This window comes from Streptomyces sp. NBC_00029, assembly GCF_045160505.1.
GTDB lineage: Bacteria > Actinomycetota > Actinomycetes > Streptomycetales > Streptomycetaceae > Streptomyces.
This window is the reverse complement of the sequence record NZ_CP108292.1, coordinates 8,613,434-8,632,141: the sequence shown is the minus strand read 5'-3', so window position 1 is coordinate 8,632,141 and position 18,708 is coordinate 8,613,434. Positions and strand designations below refer to the sequence as shown.

The window sequence follows — 18,708 nt, the reverse complement described above, 5'->3', positions numbered from 1 at the left end:
TTTCCCGTATCCACTGGAGGGTTCGGTATGACGACGTACGACCTGATCGACGAGGCGGTGATCGACGCCCCGGCGGATGCCGTGTGGGAGGCGCTCGTCGCGGAGTTCCGCGGGGCCCGCAAGTGGTGGGTGCCGGCCAATACGTTCACGGCGGTGTCCGGTGCCCCCGACGAGGTCGGCGGCATGGTGGGCGTGACGGTGCACACCAAGGGCGCCGACAAGGGCGGGCTGAAGCTGCGCTTCACCTCGCGGACGGTGGCGGTGGAGCCGGGCCGGCGCCTGGACATCGAGTACGTGGACGGGGTGTTCCGGGGTCCCAGCACGTTCCGTGTGGAGCCGCTGGCGGACGGCCGTACCCGTATCTCCATGCATTTCACCGGCAGCCCGCACGGCTGGCTGAAGGTGCTGGCCAAGGTCGCGGACCTGGGTGCGGAGCATTCCAGGGGCACGCTGGCGGCGTTCGAGTCCCTGGACCGGCAGCTGTCGGCGGTGCCGCGGTGAGCACGGCGGCAGCGGGGCTCACCCGTGAGCTGACGGTCCGCACCGACGACGGGGCCGCGCTGGAGGTGACGGTGCTGGCGCCGCTGGCGGGCACGCCGGCGGCCGCGGACGTGGTCCTGGTGCACGGCTGGGCGCACACCCGGCGGGTGTGGGGCACGGTCGCGGACCGGCTGATCCGGGCCGGGCACCGGGTGGTGCTGTACGACCAGCGCGGTCACGGCGCCTCGACGCTGGGCCGTACCCCGGTCTCGGTGGAGCGGCTGAGTGCGGACCTGGCGGCGGTCCTCGGTGAGACGGACGCGCGGGAGGCGGTGGTCGTCGGTCATTCGGGCGGCGGGTTCGCCGCCCTCGGCTACGCGGCGACCTCGCCGTCGGCGGGCCGGCTGCGCGGGCTGGTGCTGCTGGGCACGGCGGCGCACGGCCAGGACACCCCGGACAGCGAGGTGAAGATGATGGGCAGTGCCGTGTTCTCCAGGGCGCTCGGCCGTCCGTGGCTGGGCCGCAAGCTGCTGGGTTCCACCATGGGCAAGGAGGTGGACCCGGTGGTGCGGGACGTGAACCGGCAGCTGTTCGCGGCAGCCGCGCCCCGGGTGCGGGCGGAGTTCTTCCGGTGCACGCGCGGCTGGGACGTCCGCGAGGCGCTGCGGTCGGTCACGGTGCCGGCGGTGGTCCTGCACGGCGAGGGCGACAAGGTGATCGACATCGCGCTGGCCGAGGTCCTCGCGGAGGTGATCCCCGGTGCCCGCTTCGAACGGGTCCCGGACGCGGGCCACATGCTGCCGCTGGAGCGGCCGTTGCTGGCGGTGGCCGCGGCGATGGAGCTCGCCTCGCGATGATCGAGGAACTCCTGCCTCCGGGCGTCACGTCATCGGAAGCCTTCGACGACGCGGCGCCCGCTGTGCTGTTCCCTGCCGAGGCGGCTTTGATGGCGGGGCGCCGGGAGCGGCGGCGCCGGCAGTTCGCGACGGCGCGGGCCTGTGCGCGGCACTGCCTGAGCGAGCTGGGGCGGCGGCCGGTGGCCCTGCTCCCGGGCCCGGGCGGGGCCCCGCAGTGGCCGTCCGGTGTGGTCGGCAGCATCACCCACTGCGAGGGGTACCGTGCGGCGGTGGCCGCCCCGGCCTCGTCGGTGGCGGCCCTGGGTATCGACGCGGAGCCGGCGGGGCCGCTGCCGCCGGGGGTCCTCGGGCTGATCGCCTGCGGTGCGGAGCGCGCCCATCTGGCGGGCCTTGCCGCAGCGGATGCCTCGCTGCCGTGGGAGCGGATCTTCTTCTCGGCGAAGGAGGCCGTGTACAAGGCCTGGTATCCGGCGACGGGGATCTGGCTGGGTTTCCGTGACGCCTCGGTGGCCCTCTCCCCCGCGGGCACGTTCACGGCCACCCTGCGCCCGCCGGTGCCGTCGCCGGTGGACCCGGTGTACGAGGGCCGCTGGCTGGCCGGGCGGGGCCTGGTCCTGACGGCGGTGACCCGTGTGGAACACGCGGGCGCCGTGCGGCCGGCCCCGGCCGGTCCTTGCGGTCCTGCTCGCGGGCCCGCGCCGGCCGGTACGGCGTAGGGTCGGCGGCGTACGCGGGATTGCCGAAGCCCTGGTCCGGGCACCGAGGAGACGTCGATGCGGGACCATGACCGGCGCCGCGCCGCGCGCCTGGCGGGTTACGGGGCCGTCAGCACCGGGCTCTCCCTGCTGAGCGACCACCGGCTCGGTGAGGCTGTGGCAGGTGCCACTGCGCTCGGGTCGGGCATCGGCGGCAGGTCGGCCGAGCTGGACGTCGACGGAACGCGTGTCTTCGTCAAGCGGATCCCTTTGACGGACATCGAACTGCGGCCGGAGAACGTGCGGTCGACGGCGAACGTCTTCCGGCTGCCGTTGTTCTACCAGTACGGGGTGGGCTCGGCGGGGTTCGGTGCCTGGCGGGAGCTCGCCGTGCACACGATGACCACGAACTGGGTACTCGGCGACGCGTACGCGGGATTTCCTCTGATGTACCACTGGCGGGTTCTGCCCGACTCCCCTCCCGAAGGATTCACCGACGCCTTCGGGGGCCTGGAGGGGGCTGTCGCGCACTGGGAGGGGTCGCCGGCCGTTCGTGGCCGGCTGGAGGCCATCGGCCGGTCCTCGTGCAGCCTGGTGGTCTTCCTGGAGCACGTGCCGTACACGCTCGCCGGATGGCTGGCCGAGCGGGAGAGCGCCGTGCGGGAGGGCGGGGAGGGCTCGCCCCTGCGCTGGGTGGAGGAAGCTCTGACGGGCGGGGCCGCCTTCATGAGTTCTCGCGGACTTGTCCACTTCGATGCTCACTTCGCCAACATCCTGACCGATGGCCGCCGGCTCTACTTCGCCGACTTCGGGCTTGCCCTGAGCGACTGTTTCGACCTTTCCGCGGAGGAGTCCGGGTTCCTCTCGGACCACCTGGCGTTCGACCGCTGCTACACCGCGAGCCACCTGCTGCGACACCACGTGCTCGACGGCGTGCGCGGTGAGACGGGTCGCGAGGTGTTCCTGCGCGACTGGACAGCGGGCCGGCGGCCCGGCGGCATCCCGCTTGAGGTCACGGATGTCATCGACCGGCACGCACGCTCCACCCTTGTCGTGGACTCCTTCTTCCGCCGTCTGCTCACCGAGAGCAGGCGGACGCCGTTCCCGGCCGCGGAGATCGAGCGGCAGGCGGGCGGCGTGCGGGACGCGGCAGGCGGCTGAGGTGGTCTCTCCCCCCACTGTGTGACCGTTCGGGCCCTCCCCCGCGGCGGACTTGGCCGCCGCGCGGGGTCAGCCCCGGTCGGTGGGCAGGACGACGGTGCGGGCGGGTTGGGCGGTGCGGGGTGCGGTGGACGGGGTCGCGCCGTTGCGGAATTCCTGGGGGCTGATGCCCCGTACCCGTTTGAAGGCTGCCGACAGGGCGAAGGCCGAGCTGTAGCCGACGCGGCGGGCGACGGTGGTGACGGTGGCGTCCGGTTCGCGCAGCAGGTCGGCGGCGAGTGCCAGGCGCCAGCCGGTCAGGTAGGCGACCGGGGGTTCGCCGACGACGTCGGTGAAGCGGCGGGCCAGGGCGGCCCGGGAGACGCCGACCTTCAGGGCGAGTTCCCCGACGGTCCAGCCGTGGACCGGGTTTTCGTGGAGCAGGCGCAGGGCGGGGCCGACGACGGGGTCGCTCTGGGCGCGGTACCAGGCGGGGGCGCCGCTGCCGGGTGCTGCCAGCCAGGTGCGCAGGACTCCGATGAGCAGCAGGTCCAGGAGCCGGTCCAGGACGATCTCCTGGCCGGGTTCGTCCTTGGAGATCTCCGAGGTGAGCAGGGTGACCAGGGTGTTGTCGGCGGCTTCGGCGGGGCGGACCAGGAGGGTGGGCAGGGCGCTGAGCAGCCGGCGGCCGATTTCGCTGGGTGCCTGGTAGGTGCCGCTGAGCATGACCGAGGAGCCGGCGTCCTGGAAGGTGTCGCCCCAGGTGCGCACGCCCAGGGCCATGGTGTCGGTGACGTCCTCGCCCTCCTGGGTGCTGCAGCGCTGTTCGGGGCCGACGGTGATCTGGACGGGGGTGCCGGGGGTGTCGGCGACGGTGTAGGGGTCGGGGCCCCGTACGACGGCCACGTCTCCGGGGCGGATCAGGACGGGGTCGGCGTGGTCGGGGACGAGCCAGGCTGTGCCGTGCACCATGGTGACGACGGAGAGGGGGGCCCGGTCCTCGACGCGCAGTGACCAGGGCGGGTTGAAGACGGACTTGAGGAGGAAGGCCCCGCGGGCTTTGGGGCCTTCGAGGAGGCCGGTCAGCGTGTCCATGTCTTCATCCTCTCTCGGAGGGTGCAGCGAAGCGCCCGCTCTCCCGCGGGGGACGGAAAGAGAGCGGGCGCCGTTCGCGGGGTGGGGGGTGGCCCTTGGCCGGGCCGGGGAGGGCGGTTTTACGGGGTCGGTGCGGCCGAGGCGCGGCCGTGCAGGGTCAGTGCGCGGCCCAGGGCGGCCAGGGCGGCGGTGCAGGCGACGGTGCGGACGATGTTCCCGGAGGTCCAGCGGCCGCCGAAGCGGGAGCGGGCGGCGGCGGCGTCGGTGCCGGCCCGGGCGAGCTGGTTGTTGAGGGGGATGTTCACGATCGCGGTGACGGCGAGGGAGAGGCCGTACAGGGCGAAGGCGGCCCAGCCCCAGCGGGCGGCGTCGGGGCGGCCGCCGCGCTGCTGCTGGGTGGCGGCGACGCCGGTCGCCAGGAACGCGCCGAGGAAGAGGAGGCCGAAGAGGCCGTTGTCGATGGCGTCGTTGATGTTGCGCATGGCGGTGACGTAGGTCTGGTCGTCGCCGCGGCCGAGGCCGGGCATCACCGAGATGTCGAAGGCGAAGTAGAGGCCGGCCATCAGGCCGGTGCCCACCGTGGCGGCCACCAGGGTCACGGATTGTGTGGTCGTGCCGGTCACTTCAGGATTCCCTTCAGGGTGCGGGTGTAGCGGCGCTGCAGGAGCGTGGCACCGATCAGGCGGACCGGTGGCGGGATGGTGGCGGAGACGTGGGCGACCGACCGGCGGGGGGCTCCGTCGAACATCCACGGCTGGAGGCGGGTCATCACGCGCAGGGGGGCGCTGGCGACGACTTTGCGTTCCTCGGCGAGGTAGGCGCGTTCGCCGAGCCGTTCGAAGACGGGGAAGACGATGCGTTCCTCGTCGCGGAGGTGGTCGCGCAGGATGCCTTCGAAGGTCTGTGCCGCGCGGGGGAGGTTGTCGCCGCGGTGGGCGATGGCGGTGGACACGGCGGCCATGGCGGCGTCCAGTTCCTCGTGGTCGTCGTGGAGTTCACGGGCCTGGGCGTCGAAGTCGCTGTCGCGGCGGCGCAGTCCGGGCCACAGGACGTCGTCCTCGCTGGTGTGGTGCCATTCGATGGTTTCGCGCAGGTGCTGCCACCAGTCGGCTCCGGCGCCGTTCCATCGGGGGGCGGCGGTGCGCAGGCGGGCTGCGTCGCGTCGCATCGCGATGTGCATCAGGGCGAATCCGTGGAAGTACGGGGGGAGCGCTTCGAGTCCGTTTTCGCTGGAGTACGTCCGGGGCGTGGGCATGGGAACCTCCTGTGCCCCGAGTACCGGGCGGCGGCCGTACCAGAGTCGCCGCCCGGTCAAGGAGCGAAAGGGATGGTGCGGTTGGTGGAAGCGGGCCGGGCGCGGGTCAGACGTTCCAGACTCCGGTGGCCGCGGCCTCGCGGGCGAAGTCGGCGAAGTCCTTGGGCTTGCGGCCCAGGGCTTCTTCGACGCCGTGCACCAGGTGGGCGTTGCGGCCGTCGAGGATCATGGTGAAGAGGTCGGCGAACTCCTCGGGGAGGTTGTTCTCGCGCAGGACGGCGCGGTACTCCTCGTTGGTGACGGAGATGTACTTGATGTCGCGGCCGGTGGCCTTGGTCAGTTCGGCGGCGACGTCGCTGTAGCTGAGGAGGCGGGGGCCGGACAGTTCGTAGGTCTTGCCGATGTGCTTGTCGTCGGTCAGTGCGGCGACGACGACGTCGGCGATGTCGTCGGCGTCGACGAAGGCCTCGACGGCGTCGCCGGTGGGCAGGGCGATCTCGCCGGCCAGGACGGGCTCCAGGAAGAAGCTCTCGTTGAAGTTCTGGTTGAACCAGCTGGAGCGGACGATCGTCCAGTCGGCGCCGGAGGCCTTGAGGTTGTTCTCGCTGACCTCGGCCGCCTCCTCGCCGCGGCCGGACAGGAGCACCAGGCGGCGTGCGCCGGCGGCGACGGCGGCCTTGGAGAATTCGGCGACCTGTTCGGCGGCGCCGGGGAAGGCGAGGTCGGGGTAGTAGGTCACGTATACCCGGTCGACGCCTTCCAGGGCGGGTGCCCAGGTGGCGGGCTCGTGCCAGTCGAAGGCGGGCTGCCCGGAGCGGGAGCCGATGCGGACCTGGCGGCCCTGGGCGGAAAGCTTCTCGGCGACACGTCGGCCGGTCTTGCCGTGACCGCCGATGACGAGGGTGATCTGCGTGTTCTGCGCGTTCTGAGTCATGAGTACAGTCAAGTCCAGTCTCGCGAGACGGGCCATAGCCACAAAGCTCAGTTCCATATGCGTGCGTCTACGAGTGGTGGCTCGGAGCGCGGCGGTGAGCTGGTGGCTTCGGCATGAGCTGGAGAATCGTAGGCATGCTCCCGGGGGGTGGGCCAGGGTGTCCCGAGTGGTCCTCGACCCTTCATGGACCCTTCTTCGAGGGGGTCTTGAGCGGCCCCCGAGGGGTGGTCCGCGGCGGGGGCTTGAGCGGTTCTCATGTGCGCCCCGGCAGCATCGTCGGTGGAGTTACGACCCCGCCGCTGGGAGGCCGCATGAATGCCATTCCGGATCATCCGGAGCTCGACCGGTTGTCCGCCGAACTGGCGGGTCTGTTCGGACGGATCGGGCTCGACCCGTCCGGCGGGCGGCCCTGGCGCCGGGACCGTATCGACGTCCGTTTCGCTTCCCTGGCCGCCCGTCATCCCGGCCGGGTCGCGGCCCGGGACGCGGAGGCGGAGGTGACCTATCTGGAACTGGAGTGGCTGGCCGACGACATCGCGCGGCGCCTGTCGGGGCGGGCGGGCCCGGGCTCGGCCGTGGCCGTCCGTGCGGAGCGTTCGTGCAGGACGGCGGGCGCGGTGGTCGGCGTGCTGCGGACGGGGGCGTCGGTGCTGCCGCTGGAGCCCGGGCACGGTGCGGGTCTGCAGGAGTTCCTGATGCGTGACGCGGGGGCCGAGGTGGTCGTCTCGGACGCGGGTCTGCTGCACGGGGAGATCCCGGTGGTCAAGGTGGGCCGGTTCGTCGTCGCGGTCCGGCCGCAGGTGGCGGGACGCCGTGAGGTGCCGGCGGGGACGGCGTTCTGGGCGCTGCCCGCGGGCGGTGACCCGGGGCGGGCGGTGGCGGTGCGTCCGGTGTCCCACAGGGAGGTGCTGTCGTGGGTGGACGGCTGTGTCCCGGTGCTGGGTGCGGGTCTGGACGACGTGTGGACGTTCTTCCACTCCCTGAGCCTGGATGTGGGCATGCGGGAGCTGTGGGGTCCGCTGCTGTCGGGGGGCCGTGCGGTGGTCGTGGACCGGGACACGGCGTGCGATGCGCGTGCTTTCGCCCGGCTGCTGGCGAAGGAGCGGGTGACGGTGGTGACGCAGCTGCCGTCGGCGTTCGCGCGGCTGGGCGCGGTGGTGCGCGGGGGCGGTCTGCCGTCGCTGCGGCACGTGCTGCTGTCGGACGAGCCGGTGGACGGTGCGGTGGTGGCGCGCTGGCGTTCCGCGGGGATCGCCCCGCAGGCGCTGACGTGGGACGTTTCGGGGTCGCCGTCGATGCTGTGAGCAGGCGGTACGGGCAGGCGTGAGGGCCCCGGACGGGTGATGTCCGGGGCCCTCGCGCTGTGTGTGTCCCCGCCCCGGGGGGCGGCGGGGCGGGGTCAGTAGTTGCCCAGTCCGCCGCACACGTTGAGAGCCTGGGCGGTGATGGAGGCGGCGAGGTCGGTGGTGAGGTAGCCGACGAGGCCGGCCACTTCCTGGGGGGTGGAGTAGCGGCCGAGGGGGATCTTGGATTCGAGCTGCTCCTGGACGTAGTCCTCGGTGGTGTCCCACACCTGTGCGTAGCCGCTGCGCACGCGGGCGGCCATGGGTGTCTCCACGTAGCCGGGGCAGACCGCGTTGACGGTGGTGCCGGTGGGGGCGAGTTCCTTGCCGAGGGCCTTGGTAAAGCCGACGACGGCGTGTTTGGAGGCCGAGTAGGGGGCGCCGAGGAGTACTCCCTGCTTGCCCGCGGTGGAGGCGATGTTGATGATGCGGCCCCAGGGTTCGGCGCCGAGTCCGCCGCGGTTGAGGACCTCGCGGGTGAGCAGGAAGACGCTGTTGAGGTTGGTGGCGATGACGTCGTGCCACAGTTCGTCGGTGATGCCGGCGGTGGCGCCGCCGCCGCTGCGGCCCGCGTTGTTGACCAGGATGCTGACGGGCGCGCCGTACGCGGCCACGGCCGCGGCGACGAGGTTCTCGACGGCGGTGCGGTCGGTCACGTCGGCGGCCGCGCCCTGGACGGTGAGTCCTTCGGCCTGGAGGTCGGTGACGGTCTCCTTGACCTTGGTCTCGGTGCGGGCGCAGAGGAACACCCGGTGTCCGCGGGCGCCCAGGTCGCGGGCGACGGCCAGTCCGATGCCGCCGGTGGCCCCGGTGACCAGGGCCACGGGCCGCTCGGGGGCCTTGTCCATCGCCTTCACCGTCATGCTCGTCCCTCCGTCGCCCGTCTCTGCTGGGTGCAGGATGGCGCAGGGAACTCGTGGCGCGGCGGAAGGGGGATGGAGGCCGGCTCAGGGGTGGCGGGCGGGCCGTCAGTGCCGCCAGCTGCCGGTGCGGTGGTGGCGGCCGGGGGGCGGGCGGTCCCAGCCGGCGGCGGTGGTGCGCGGCGGTGGCGGGGCGGGTGCGGCGCGGTGCAGGAGGAGGGCGGTCAGGACGGTGAGGACGGCGGCGGTCTCGTCCTGGTCGGGGTTCCCGCGGCGGATGCGCCAGGTGTGCGGCGCGTCCGGGGTGCCCGCCGCGGCGGGTGCGGCGGGGGTTTCCGGGGCGGTCATACGGGCGGGTTGCCGTGCTTGCGCGACGGCAGGTCGGCGTACTTGGGGCGGAGCATGGCGAGGGCGCCGGTGAGTACGGTGCGGGTCTCGCCGGGGTCGATGACGTCGTCGACGAGTCCGCGTTCGGCGGCGTAGTAGGGGTGCATGAGTTCGGTGGTGTATTCCTTGATCTTCTGTGCGCGCATCGCGTCGGGGTCGGCCGCGGCGGCGATCTCGCGGCGGAAGATGACGTTGGCCGCGCCTTCGGCGCCCATGACGGCGATCTCGTTGGTGGGCCAGGCCAGTGCGAGGTCGGCTCCGATGGAGCGGGAGTCCATGACGATGTACGCGCCGCCGTAGGCCTTGCGCAGGACGAGGGAGATCCGCGGGACGGTGGCGTTGCAGTAGGCGTAGAGGAGTTTGGCGCCGTGGCGGATGATGCCGCCGTGTTCCTGGTCCACGCCGGGCAGGAAGCCGGGGACGTCGACGAGGGTGACCAGGGGGATGTTGAAGGCGTCGCAGAACTGGACGAAGCGGGCCGCTTTTTCGCTGGCGTGGATGTCGAGGACGCCGGCGAGGCTGGCGGGCTGGTTGGCGACGAAGCCGGTGACGTGGCCGTCCATGCGGGCGAGGGCGCACACGACGTTGGTGGCCCAGGCGGGCTGGATCTCGAAGTGTTCGCCGTCGTCGACGACTTCCTCGATGACCTTGCGGATGTCGTAGGCCTGCTGGGGGTTGGCGGGGACGATGGCCGACAGGGCGTCGGTGCGGCGGCCGGCCGGGTCGCCGGTGTCCTCGCGGGGCGGGGTCTCGCGGTTGTTGGCGGGCAGCAGGGACAGGAGGTGGCGTACGTCCTCCAGGCAGGTGGGTTCGTCCTCGTAGGCGAAGGCGGCGACTCCGGAGACGGCGGCGTGGACGTCGGCGCCGCCGAGGCCGTTCTGGGTGATCTCCTCGCCGGTGACGGCGCGGACCACGTCGGGGCCGGTGATGAACATCTGTGAGGTGTTGCGGACCATGAACACGAAGTCGGTCAGGGCGGGTGAGTAGGCGGCGCCGCCGGCGCAGGGGCCGAGCATCACGCTGATCTGCGGGATGACGCCCGAGGCGCGGGTGTTGCGCTGGAAGATGCCGCCGTAGCCGGCCAGGGCCGAGACGCCTTCCTGGATGCGGGCGCCGGCGCCGTCGTTGAGGGAGACCAGGGGTGCGCCGGCGGCGAGGGCCAGGTCCATCACCTTGTGGATCTTTTCGGCGTGGGCCTCGCCGAGGGCGCCGCCGAAGATGCGGAAGTCGTGGGCGAAGACGAAGACGGTGCGGCCGTCCACGGTTCCCCAGCCGGTGACCACGCCGTCGGTGTAGGGCTTCTTGGTCTCCAGGCCGAAGCCGGTGGCGCGGTGCCGTCTGAGGGCCTCGATCTCGTGGAAGGAGCCCTCGTCGAGCAGCAGGCCGATCCGTTCGCGGGCGGTCAGTTTGCCTTTGGCGTGCTGGCGTTCGGTGGCCCGTTCGTCGGGGCCGGCCGCGGCGCCGGCCTTGATGGCGGCCAGTTCCGCGGCGCGGTCGGGGGCCTGCAGGGGTGGCGCTTGGCTGATGCTCATGTGGCTCCTCCAGGTCTGAAGATGGCGGGTCTCAGGTCGCCCGGTGCAGCGTGAGGTGGCCGCGGCGGCGGACCGGTCGTGCGCGGTACGGGGACGGCGCGCCGGAGCCTCCGGCCCGGCCCGGCCGGCCGGGCCGAGGGGGGTGGTGGCGGCTCCCGCGGCGGCGAGTGCGCCGCGGGCGGGGCGGGCGGGGTGGGCGGCGGCGCCCCGCTCCTCCAGCAGGACCTCTGCGAGGGCCTGCCGGAAGCGGTCGATGTCCTGTGCGGTGTTGTCGTGGTGGAGGGATGCGCGCAGTGCGGGGGCCGTGACGCGGCCGGCCGGGTGCAGGGGGGTTTCGTGTGCGACGGTCTTGGCCAGGACGACTCCACGGCGGGCCAGGCCCCGGCGGATGGCCGCGGCGGGGATCTGGGCGTGCCGGAAGGCGAGGATGGCGGCCTGCTCCTGTCCGCCGGCGAGGAGTTCCATGCCGGGGGTGTGCCGGACGGCGGCGCGCAGGAGGGGCAGGAGGTCCTCGTGCGGGGGGCGGGCGGTGGCGGTGTGGTGGGCGAGGGCGGCGTCCAGGGCGGCGACGGCGGCCGGCTCGGGGGCGGCCGCCCGGTACGGGGCAGCGTCCGGGGCCAGGTGCGGGGTGGGGGCGATGTAGGCGAATCCGGTGGTGTGGGGGCCGCGCAGGAACCGCCAGCCGTCGGCGGTGAGCAGGTGGCAGCCGATGCGGGCGGCGTCGACGGGGAGCCGGCCGGCGGAGTGGGAGGCGTCGACGGTGTAGCGGGCGCGGTGGGGGGCGAGGAGGCGGCCGATGTCGTGGACGGGGTTGACGGTTCCGCAGGCCGGGGAGAGGTGGACGGCGGAGACGAGGGCGACGTCCTCGTCGAGGTGGGTGCGCATCCAGTCCAGGTCGAGGTCCCCGTCGGGGCGCAGCGGGACGACCTCCAGGCGGCAGCGGGTGCGGTCGCGCAGGGCGTGCAGGGCGGTCAGGTTGGCCACGCCCTCGTGGGGGGTGGTCCAGATCCGGTCGCCCGGGCCGGGGGTGATGCCGTGGAGGTAGGCCTCGAAGGCCTGCGCCGCGCCGGTCGCCAGGATGGTGTCGGCGGCGGGTACGGACAGCAGGGCGCCGAGGCGTTCGTGGATGCGGGTGTGCAGGACGTCGCCGAGGCTCTCCTGCAGTGCGGCGGTCCCGAGGCGGTCGTCGAGGGCCGTGCAGCGGGCGAGGACGGTGCGTACGGCGTCCGGCATCCGGCCGGTGCCCGCGGTGTCCAGGTGGGCCGTTCGTTCCCCGTGGTGCGTCGGCGCGTTCATTTCAGGGGCCTCCCCCCGCTGTCGGGGCCGCGGGATGTGCACGGCCCTCATGTACCAGGCATTGCCAATGGACTTGGCAATACATTGCCCAGCGGCCGGCAGTTTTGGCAACGCCGGATTGCGGCGGCTCCGGCGAAACTCGAGTTCCAGATCCCTTGGCAACGCGTGGCAATGTCTTGCCAGGCTCTTTCCGCGTCAATTCCTTTGCAGGTCATGGGGGTTCTGATGGGGTTCTCCAGTTCGTCTCGAGTGATTGACGAGCGAATCCCGAGCGGGTGCGGCCAAGCTTCTTGGCAGAAGAGTTGCCAGGAAAGAACAAACAGTTGCCACGGAGGAGTCACCATGAAGAACCTCGCCCGCCTCGTCGCCACCGCCGCTCTCGCCACCGCCGCCGTGCTCACCGCGGGCGGCGCGGCCCAGGCCGACGGCGGGCCCATCGACTGGCCCGTCGCGCCGTCCTCGGCCACCGCCCCGGGATCCGCCCCGGCCCCGGCCCGCATCGACTGGCCGTAACCGAAGACGGCTCGAAGTTGGGTGGAGGAAAGAGATGGAGAACATCCACCGCGGCTAGCGTGCGCGGCACGGGGGCAGTTCCTCCGCCACCGGTGGCAGAAATGTGCCGGGGGAGCTTGAGGAGTACGGAGGGGAGACCGTGAGGATTCAGGTTCTGGGTCCGTTGAGTGCCGAGGTCAACGGGGGATCCATTGTTCCGACCGCGGGAAAGCCGAGACAGGTGCTTTCCCTTCTCGCGCTGTATCCCGGACGCGTGATACCCGTTCCCACGCTCATGGAAGAGATCTGGGGGACCCAGCCGCCGCAGAGCGCGCTGACCACCCTGCAGACGTACATACTCCAGCTGCGCCGCCGGCTGGGCACGGCGATGGGCCCCGGAGCCCCGGGCGGCGCCAAGGACGTACTGGCCACCCGGCACGGCGGGTACCTGCTCCAGGTGCCCGAGGAGAGCGTCGACGTGCACGACTACGAACGCCTCGCCCGCGAGGGCCAGAGCGCCTTCGAGTCGGGTGACGACCGGGTGTCCGCCGACCGCCTGCGGGCCGCGCTGGACCTGTGGCGGGGGCCGGCGCTGGTCGACGTACGGGTCGGGCCGATCCTCGACATCGAGGTGCTGCGCCTGGAGGAGAGCCGCCTGGTCACCGTGGAGCGGCGCATCGACGCCGACCTGCGGCTGGGCCGGCACGCCGAACTGATCGCCGAATTAACGGACCTGACGGCACGTCATCCCCAGCACGAGGGGCTGCACTCGCAGGTCATGGTCGCCCTGTACCGGTCGGGCCGCCAGGCCACGGCCCTGGACGTGTACCGCCGGCTGCGCGGCCGCCTGATCGAGGACCTGGGCGTGGAGCCGTCACCGCAGCTGCAGCGCCTGCACCAGGCCATGCTGGCCGTCGACCCGCAGCTCGATGTGCTCGCCGGACCGCGGCACACCTCGACGTTCGACCTGTTCGCCGCCTGAGGGCGGCTTCGCCGTCACCGGCCGGGGGCGGTCAGGGGCGCAGCAGGTGCGCCTCGCCGACCAGGTAGCGGTCCTGGACGAGGTGGGTGGCCGCACTCCACTCCCCCGCCGCCGGTGCCCCCTGCGCCGCCCCGGGGCCGAGCGCCCGGGCGCGGGCCTCCTGCAGGGTCCACAGCCGCAGCAGCCGCTCCCGGCGTCCGTCCTCGGGGAGCGCGTCGAGGACGGACCGTTCCTGCGGGGTCCACGGCCGGGCGGGCGGCGCCAGGGTGCGGACGTCGCGGTCGGCGGGCTCCGCGTGCACGCCGAGCGGCCCGGTGCGGCTGACGCCGACCACGATCAGCTCGCCGCAGTGCGCCAGCGCGATCTCCACCCCGGCACGGGGCGCCCGCACTGCGGGGCGGCCGTCCGCACCGTGGTCCAGTTCCACCGTGTGGACGGGCACCTCCAGGGCGGTGGCCGCGGCGTACGTCATGACGAAGCGCGAGACGGCGAGCCGCAGCCGCCCGGCCGCGGCCGGTGTCTGCCGGAACCGCGGCCAGTCGTCGCCGAGCAGCGGGCGCAGGGCCGGGTCGAGGAGCACGGCGGCCAGCCACTGGCCCCAGGTGGTGCAGACGAGCGCGTGGCCCGTGTCCTCGATCCGGTCCCCCGCCTCGTCCCAGGGGCCCTCCGGGCCCTGGAGGTACAGCGGCGCTCCGAAAGCCCCGTCCGGCCTGTCCGGCCCGTCCGCCGGGTGGGCCGGGTGGGCCGGGTGGGTGTGCCGGGTGGGTGCCATCGGCGGTCGCCTTCCGTTGGTCATCGCAGCCGGCGCACGGCGGTCCGTGCCTGCCAGCCGGCCAGGCGCAGGGTCTCGGCGGCGGCCTGCCCCAGCCAGGTCCGGACGTGCCGGCGGGCCTCGGCGAGGCCGGCGTCGTCGCCCGGGCCCGCTCCGGTGGCGTCCTCGCGGAGCATCACCTGCTGGGCGCAGACGACCCGTACGCCGTTCCCTTCGGGGACCAGGGACCATTCGCCGGTGTGTGCGGCGAGGGGCTCGGGCGTCCGCAGTTCCTTGAAGACGATCCGTGCGGCCGAGGGGAAGCACAGGCGCACCACGCGGGTGGAGCGGGTGCGGCCGTCGGGGGTGGCGCAGGTGTCCAGGGCGGCCAGCTGCACGCCGGGGACGTCCTCGCTCACCTCGGCCGACTCCACGTGCGGGAGGCGCTCGGGCCAGTCCTGGATGCGGTGGAGGAAGTCGTAGACCAGCTCGGCGGGGCCGTCGATGTGCGCGCTGTCCTCGAAGGACAGCAGCAGCCGGTCCAGGTGTTCCCAGCGTTCGGCGACCGCCGTGAGGTGGGCGAGCTGCAGGTCCGGTTCGCTCTCCCACTCCCGGCGGCTGTGTGCGGTGGCGGCGGCGGGCGCGGCGTCCAGGGTGCGGTGGCGGCGCAGTGTCACCAGGGAGTGTGCGGTGCCCCTCTCCTGGACCGTCCAGGTGCCGGTGGTGGGGGCGCCGGGGCGGGCGGTGTCCTCCTGCTCGAACTCGACGGTCCGTGCGTGCGGGTGCAGCACGCGGTGCAGGTGGTGGGAGCGGATCCGGTCGCCGTCCACGTCCCACAGGCGCAGCCGTTCGCGGACGCCGTCGAAGTCGATGCGCTCGACGTGGACGGGTGCGGGCAGCAGGAGGGGCCAGCGCGCGGCGTCGGCGAGCAGTCCGTGGACCACGCCGGCGGGGGCGGCGATCCGCGCCGTCCGCTCGATGGTGTGCACGCGCTGCGCGGGCATGGCGGGCACCTCCCCTGATCGTGTGCGGCGGGTGCGCCCAGCCTGCCGCAGGGGACTCGAGGCTTCCTCAACCCCGGGCGGGCGGGGCCGCCGTGGCGGGCGGGCCGGTGCGGCCGGTCTGGGTCAGTGCGTCGGCCAGCACCCGCCAGATCTCGGCGGCGAGGTCGATGTTGGCGTCCTCCTGGGCCTGCTGGGCCAGGGCGCGCAGGCCCGGGACGCCGGCCGGGTCGCCGTCGAGGATCATCAGCTGGTGGCGCAGGATCTCCTGCCGGACCTGGCCGCGGTAGGTCATCCTGGGCCGGTCGGCGGCCAGTTCGCCGAGCAGGGCGCGCGCGTCGTCGTAACGGCCGGTGGCGAAGGCGAGGTCGGCCTTGAGGGCGGTCAGGTCTTGCCGCAGGGCGGGGGTGCCGACCAGGGCGAGGGCGGCTTCGGCCTCCTGGGCGCGGTGCTGTGCCCGGGCGGGGTCGGCGGGCATCTTCTGCAGGTGCAGGCGGCCGGCGGCCAGGCGCAGCCGGATCCACAGGATCAGGTCCTCCTGGCTGCTGAACCGGTCGAGGGCGTCGTCCAGGCAGGCCTGCGCGCCGAAGTAGTCGCCTTGGTGCATGCGGATGGCGGCGGCGGTCCACATGGCCTCGGCCCACAGGGCGTCGGAGCGGCCCTCGACGAGGGCGGTCAGTTCGTCGGCGTGGAGGCGGGCCTCCCCGGTGCGGCCCGCCTCGGCCTGTACGGAGACGAGCGCCAGCAGGGCGGCGGCCCGGTCCTCGACGCCGAGTTCCTCGTGCAGGGCGATGCGGTGGGCCTCGACGGCCGCGTCCACGGCCGGGGTGATCTCGCCGACGGAGCGCAGGCAGCGGGCGAGGCGGGTCAGGCCGCGTACGCGCAGTTCGCTGACGCCCACGTCGTCGCCGAGTGCGACGAGCTGGGTCAGGCGCTCGCGTTCGGTGGTGTGGTCGCCCTGGACGCGGGCGGCGCCGGCGAGGAGCCACAGCGCCTGCCAGCGCAGGACCGGGCTCTCGTGGCCCTCGGCGGCCAGGGCCTGGCGCAGGGCCACGACGGCGTCGGGGGCGCCGGTGGACGCGGCGAGGGTGAGGGCGTGGGCCAGGGAGCCGGTCGCCGGCTCCTCGAAGTCGGCTGCCTGCAGGCCGAGGCGGCCGGCCAGGTAGCCCACGGCGCGGTCGGTGGGCTGGCGGGCCCCGGACTCCAGGCGGGAGAGGTAGCCGGTGGACATGCCCTCGCCCGCCAGCGCCGTCTGCGACAGGCCCTGGGCCAGCCGGAGCTTCCTGAGGCGGTGTCCGAACGCGGGCTGTCGCAGCATGGGCATCCTTGGGGTCGCGGGCAAGGAATCTGTCGGGAACCGGCACCGAGCGTAGGGTCGGCGGCAACGGCCGGGCAAACCTTTGCCACCGTTTCCGGGCCCGTCTCATGCGGTCCTCGAGCGGTCCTCGACCCCGCCGAGGCAGACTCTCCAGAATCCGGCCGTCGCACCGGCCGGCGCCCTGTTCCTCCCGTATGCAGCGCCTTGGAGTCGACGATGAGGCCATCGGTCGCCGGTACGGCCCAGGACGACCAGCCGGACGACGACATCGGCTGGCCGAACCACTGACCCGCCCACCGGGCCACCCCGAATCAAGCCCCCGCCGGCACGTGAGGCGCAGGGCGCAGGACGCCGGCCCGCACCGGTTTCAGCCCCGCCGGCGCTTGATGTGCGGGGTCCGGGGCGGCGCCCCGGCAGCGGCGGCGCACGTGGACGCGGCGGTGCACGTGGACGCGGCGGTGCTCACCGCCGCCGTGTGCGGACTGCGGGGTGCGGGGCGGCACGCTCAGCGGCCGTGCGGCCGGGGGGTGCGGCCCGGGGGCGGTGCGCGGTCAGACGGCGTACCGGTCGAACGTCGACCCCCGCTTCGGCCCGGCCTGCACGTCCAGCGCCGGATCCACCGTCAGCATGGCCTGGTGCAGGCGCTGCAGCTGCGGTGACGGCTCCACGCCCAGGTCCTCGATCAGGCGGCCGCGCAGCCGGCGGTACACGTCCAGGGCGGTGGCCTGGCGGCCCGACCGGTACAGGGCGAGCATCGCCTGCGCGTGCAGTCCCTCGTGCTGGGGGTGGCGGGCGATCAGTTCCGTGAGTTCGGCCAGCAGTTCCGTGTGCCGGCCCAGCCGCAGGTCGGCGTCGATGCGCCGCTCCACGGTGCCGAGCCGGCTCTCCTCCAGGCGCAGGATCTCGATCTCCAGGATCGGTCCGGCCCGTACGTCGACCAGTGCGGGTCCCTGCCACAGCGCGAGCGCCGCCCGCAACAGGGCTGCCGCGCTTTCGTCGTCGCCCTGCTCGAAGACGCTGTGGCCCCGGGCGACGAGGCTCTCGTACGCGTGGACGTCCACGGACTCGGGGGGTATCTGCAGCAGGTAGCCGCCGTGCCGGGTGACGAGCACGTCCTTGGCGCCGTCGGGTCCGCCCGGTCCCATGGCGGTGCCGAGCCGCCGGCGCAGCTGGAGGATGTAGGTCTGCAGGGTGGTCAGCGCGCTCTGCGGCAGGGCGGTTCCCCAGATCTCCTCCATGAGGGTGGGCACGGGCATCACCCGCCCCGGGTACAGGGCGAGGAGCGCGAGGATCTGCCGGGGCTTGCGGGCGGTCGGAACGATGGATCCCCCGTTGACCTCGGCGCTCAGCGGGCCCAGAACCTGAATCTCCACGTTCTCTTCCCCAAGTCGTCGGGTGCGGGGGCACGGTGGTCCCGCTGCTGCGGGGCCCTGCGCGCGCCGCGGCCCGGCCCCGCCGGCCCCGCCGGTTGTGCCGGTTGTGCCGGTTGTGCCGGTGGCAGCGGCGGGCGGGGGCGGGCGGGGCGGCGGGTCACCAGCCGATCCGTACCGACTGCGCCCCGGAGAGCCCCGCGTCGGTCTGGTAGTCGTGCTCCCGTCCGGCGGCGACCAGGCTGGGCAGCAGCAGTGCCCACAACGCCCCTACTTTCCCCTGCAGTTCCGCGTAGGACATGCCGGTGGCCGACATGGTTTCGATACCGCACGCCGCGGCCGCGACCAGGGCCTGTGCACTCTCCCAGCGGCGGCCGGCGGCGGGCAGTTCTCCCGCGTCGCGTGCCAGCCGCAGCAGGGTGGCGACCGCCGAGAGCCAGGCCCCGTGGAAGTCGACGACCACCGGGCGTGCCCCGGCGGGCCCGCGGGGGCCCGCGCCGCCGCATTCCTTGGTGATGCGGAAACTCGCCGGGATGGCCGGTTCCTCGTGCAGGGTCCACGCCAGCCAGTGCGTGATGTCGATCAGTGCCTGCAGCGGGGAGACCCCGTCCTCGCGCAGCGCGCGCACCGCGTCGTGCAGCAGTGCGCATCCGCGCTGCTGCACGGCTTCGGCGAGTTCGTCCTTGGAGGCGAAGTGGAAGTACAGCGCTCCCTTCGTCACTCCGGCCGCGGCCGCGATCTCGCCCAGCGTCGCGTTGGCGTATCCATTGCGGTGGAACAACTCGGCCCCGGCGTAGACCAGCCGCCTCCGGGTCCGCTCCGACCTCTCCTGCACCGAGCCGTCTCCTCTCGCCCTGACAGAGCTCCGAACTCCCGGCTGCCGGACCGCTCCGGGGCCGCGGACCGCTCGCCGCGGGCCC

19 protein-coding genes and 1 pseudogene are annotated in these 18,708 nt (G+C 73.4%); 7 read left to right on the top strand and 13 right to left on the bottom strand.

The window, feature by feature from the left end; translation table 11 throughout:
- The first annotated feature begins 27 nt into the window (after positions 1-27).
- The 4 genes from OG753_RS39750 to OG753_RS39735 are packed head-to-tail and all read left to right on the top strand — an operon-like array spanning position 28 to position 3,193.
- Complete coding sequence (locus OG753_RS39750) at positions 28-501, top strand: SRPBCC family protein (RefSeq protein WP_327260156.1); 474 nt, start codon at positions 28-30, stop codon at positions 499-501.
- Positions 498-1,337 carry an alpha/beta fold hydrolase gene (locus OG753_RS39745; RefSeq protein WP_405786659.1) on the top strand — a complete coding sequence of 280 codons (840 nt, stop codon included), beginning with the start codon at positions 498-500 and terminating at the stop codon, positions 1,335-1,337. The genes OG753_RS39750 and OG753_RS39745 overlap by 4 nt, the downstream gene beginning before the upstream one ends.
- Positions 1,334-2,053, top strand: coding sequence for a 4'-phosphopantetheinyl transferase (locus tag OG753_RS39740; protein WP_405786660.1), 720 nt, complete (start codon positions 1,334-1,336; stop codon positions 2,051-2,053). The genes OG753_RS39745 and OG753_RS39740 overlap by 4 nt, the downstream gene beginning before the upstream one ends.
- A 57-nt stretch (positions 2,054-2,110) precedes the next feature.
- Positions 2,111-3,193 (top strand): protein kinase family protein, encoded by a 1,083-nt coding sequence (locus OG753_RS39735; protein ID WP_405786662.1) that lies wholly within the window; start codon positions 2,111-2,113, stop codon positions 3,191-3,193.
- 69 nt (positions 3,194-3,262) lie between these two features.
- Here the strand turns inward: OG753_RS39735 and OG753_RS39730 are convergent, their stop codons facing one another.
- The 4 genes from OG753_RS39730 to OG753_RS39715 all read right to left on the bottom strand — a co-directional run bounded on the left by OG753_RS39730 (position 3,263) and on the right by OG753_RS39715 (position 6,456).
- Positions 3,263-4,267 (bottom strand): AraC family transcriptional regulator, encoded by a 1,005-nt coding sequence (locus OG753_RS39730; protein ID WP_405786664.1) that lies wholly within the window; start codon positions 4,265-4,267, stop codon positions 3,263-3,265.
- 119 nt (positions 4,268-4,386) lie between these two features.
- Complete coding sequence (locus tag OG753_RS39725) at positions 4,387-4,890, bottom strand: anthrone oxygenase family protein (RefSeq protein WP_327260161.1); 504 nt, start codon at positions 4,888-4,890, stop codon at positions 4,387-4,389.
- Positions 4,887-5,522: a hemerythrin domain-containing protein gene (locus tag OG753_RS39720; RefSeq protein ID WP_327260162.1), complete on the bottom strand. Its 636-nt coding sequence runs from the start codon at positions 5,520-5,522 to the stop codon at positions 4,887-4,889. The genes OG753_RS39725 and OG753_RS39720 overlap by 4 nt, the downstream gene beginning before the upstream one ends.
- A 106-nt stretch (positions 5,523-5,628) precedes the next feature.
- A complete protein-coding gene (locus OG753_RS39715) occupies positions 5,629-6,456 on the bottom strand; it encodes an NAD(P)H-binding protein (RefSeq protein WP_327260163.1) in 828 nt (275 codons plus the stop codon).
- A 311-nt stretch (positions 6,457-6,767) separates the two neighbouring features.
- On the opposite strand from OG753_RS39715, the gene OG753_RS39710 reads away from it, so the two are divergent.
- Positions 6,768-7,760: an AMP-binding protein gene (locus tag OG753_RS39710; protein ID WP_327260164.1), complete on the top strand. Its 993-nt coding sequence runs from the start codon at positions 6,768-6,770 to the stop codon at positions 7,758-7,760.
- A 95-nt stretch (positions 7,761-7,855) separates the two neighbouring features.
- Here the strand turns inward: OG753_RS39710 and OG753_RS39705 are convergent, their stop codons facing one another.
- The 4 genes and pseudogenes from OG753_RS39705 to OG753_RS39690 all read right to left on the bottom strand — a co-directional run.
- The gene (locus OG753_RS39705; protein ID WP_327260165.1) at positions 7,856-8,662 is read right to left on the bottom strand and encodes an SDR family NAD(P)-dependent oxidoreductase; all 807 of its coding nucleotides are present in this window, start codon (positions 8,660-8,662) and stop codon (positions 7,856-7,858) included.
- A 105-nt stretch (positions 8,663-8,767) separates the two neighbouring features.
- A complete protein-coding gene (locus tag OG753_RS39700; protein ID WP_327260166.1) occupies positions 8,768-9,007 on the bottom strand; it encodes an acyl-CoA carboxylase epsilon subunit in 240 nt (79 codons plus the stop codon).
- Entirely contained in the window at positions 9,004-10,578 is a 1,575-nt protein-coding gene (locus OG753_RS39695; protein WP_327260167.1) for an acyl-CoA carboxylase subunit beta, read from the bottom strand. Before OG753_RS39695 ends, OG753_RS39700 begins: the two co-directional genes overlap by 4 nt.
- 255 nt (positions 10,579-10,833) lie before the next feature.
- Positions 10,834-11,811 (bottom strand): annotated as a pseudogene (locus OG753_RS39690) (aminotransferase class V-fold PLP-dependent enzyme); the annotation flags it as partial.
- Between the two features lie 405 nt (positions 11,812-12,216).
- Between OG753_RS39690 and OG753_RS39685 the strand changes: the two are divergent.
- Positions 12,217-12,387, top strand: a complete 171-nt coding sequence (locus OG753_RS39685; protein ID WP_405786669.1) for a hypothetical protein — start codon at positions 12,217-12,219, stop codon at positions 12,385-12,387.
- Positions 12,388-12,526: 139 nt separating this feature from the next.
- On the top strand, positions 12,527-13,348 hold the full coding sequence (locus OG753_RS39680) for an AfsR/SARP family transcriptional regulator (protein ID WP_327260170.1): 822 nt from the start codon (positions 12,527-12,529) through the stop codon (positions 13,346-13,348).
- 31 nt (positions 13,349-13,379) lie between these two features.
- Here the strand turns inward: OG753_RS39680 and OG753_RS39675 are convergent, their stop codons facing one another.
- The 5 genes from OG753_RS39675 to OG753_RS39655 all read right to left on the bottom strand — a co-directional run bounded on the left by OG753_RS39675 (position 13,380) and on the right by OG753_RS39655 (position 18,623).
- Entirely contained in the window at positions 13,380-14,120 is a 741-nt protein-coding gene (locus OG753_RS39675; protein WP_405786670.1) for a 4'-phosphopantetheinyl transferase family protein, read from the bottom strand.
- Positions 14,121-14,140: 20 nt separating this feature from the next.
- Complete coding sequence (locus OG753_RS39670; RefSeq protein WP_405786671.1) at positions 14,141-15,103, bottom strand: SRPBCC family protein; 963 nt, start codon at positions 15,101-15,103, stop codon at positions 14,141-14,143.
- 67 nt (positions 15,104-15,170) lie between these two features.
- Positions 15,171-16,418, bottom strand: coding sequence for a helix-turn-helix transcriptional regulator (locus tag OG753_RS39665; RefSeq protein ID WP_327260173.1), 1,248 nt, complete (start codon positions 16,416-16,418; stop codon positions 15,171-15,173).
- A 551-nt stretch (positions 16,419-16,969) separates the two neighbouring features.
- Positions 16,970-17,791: an AfsR/SARP family transcriptional regulator gene (locus OG753_RS39660; RefSeq protein WP_327260174.1), complete on the bottom strand. Its 822-nt coding sequence runs from the start codon at positions 17,789-17,791 to the stop codon at positions 16,970-16,972.
- Positions 17,792-17,948: 157 nt separating this feature from the next.
- The gene (locus tag OG753_RS39655) at positions 17,949-18,623 is read right to left on the bottom strand and encodes a ScbR family autoregulator-binding transcription factor (RefSeq protein WP_405786672.1); all 675 of its coding nucleotides are present in this window, start codon (positions 18,621-18,623) and stop codon (positions 17,949-17,951) included.
- Between the last annotated feature and the right edge of the window lie 85 nt (positions 18,624-18,708).

What these genes read in the sequence shown, in the direction of transcription:
- OG753_RS39750 (WP_327260156.1), top strand. Translation starts at nt 28, where the DNA reads ATGACGACGTACGACCTGATCGACGAGGCGGTGATCGACGCCCCGGCG.
- OG753_RS39740 (WP_405786660.1), top strand. Translation starts at nt 1,334, where the DNA reads ATGATCGAGGAACTCCTGCCTCCGGGCGTCACGTCATCGGAAGCCTTC.
- OG753_RS39735 (WP_405786662.1), top strand. Translation starts at nt 2,111, where the DNA reads ATGCGGGACCATGACCGGCGCCGCGCCGCGCGCCTGGCGGGTTACGGG.
- OG753_RS39730 (WP_405786664.1), bottom strand. Translation starts at nt 4,267, where the DNA reads ATGGACACGCTGACCGGCCTCCTCGAAGGCCCCAAAGCCCGCGGGGCC.
- OG753_RS39720 (WP_327260162.1), bottom strand. Translation starts at nt 5,522, where the DNA reads ATGCCCACGCCCCGGACGTACTCCAGCGAAAACGGACTCGAAGCGCTC.
- OG753_RS39715 (WP_327260163.1), bottom strand. Translation starts at nt 6,456, where the DNA reads ATGACTCAGAACGCGCAGAACACGCAGATCACCCTCGTCATCGGCGGT.
- OG753_RS39710 (WP_327260164.1), top strand. Translation starts at nt 6,768, where the DNA reads ATGAATGCCATTCCGGATCATCCGGAGCTCGACCGGTTGTCCGCCGAA.
- OG753_RS39705 (WP_327260165.1), bottom strand. Translation starts at nt 8,662, where the DNA reads ATGACGGTGAAGGCGATGGACAAGGCCCCCGAGCGGCCCGTGGCCCTG.
- OG753_RS39700 (WP_327260166.1), bottom strand. Translation starts at nt 9,007, where the DNA reads ATGACCGCCCCGGAAACCCCCGCCGCACCCGCCGCGGCGGGCACCCCG.
- OG753_RS39695 (WP_327260167.1), bottom strand. Translation starts at nt 10,578, where the DNA reads ATGAGCATCAGCCAAGCGCCACCCCTGCAGGCCCCCGACCGCGCCGCG.
- OG753_RS39685 (WP_405786669.1), top strand. Translation starts at nt 12,217, where the DNA reads ATGAAGAACCTCGCCCGCCTCGTCGCCACCGCCGCTCTCGCCACCGCC.
- OG753_RS39675 (WP_405786670.1), bottom strand. Translation starts at nt 14,120, where the DNA reads ATGGCACCCACCCGGCACACCCACCCGGCCCACCCGGCCCACCCGGCG.
- OG753_RS39670 (WP_405786671.1), bottom strand. Translation starts at nt 15,103, where the DNA reads ATGCCCGCGCAGCGCGTGCACACCATCGAGCGGACGGCGCGGATCGCC.
- OG753_RS39665 (WP_327260173.1), bottom strand. Translation starts at nt 16,418, where the DNA reads ATGCTGCGACAGCCCGCGTTCGGACACCGCCTCAGGAAGCTCCGGCTG.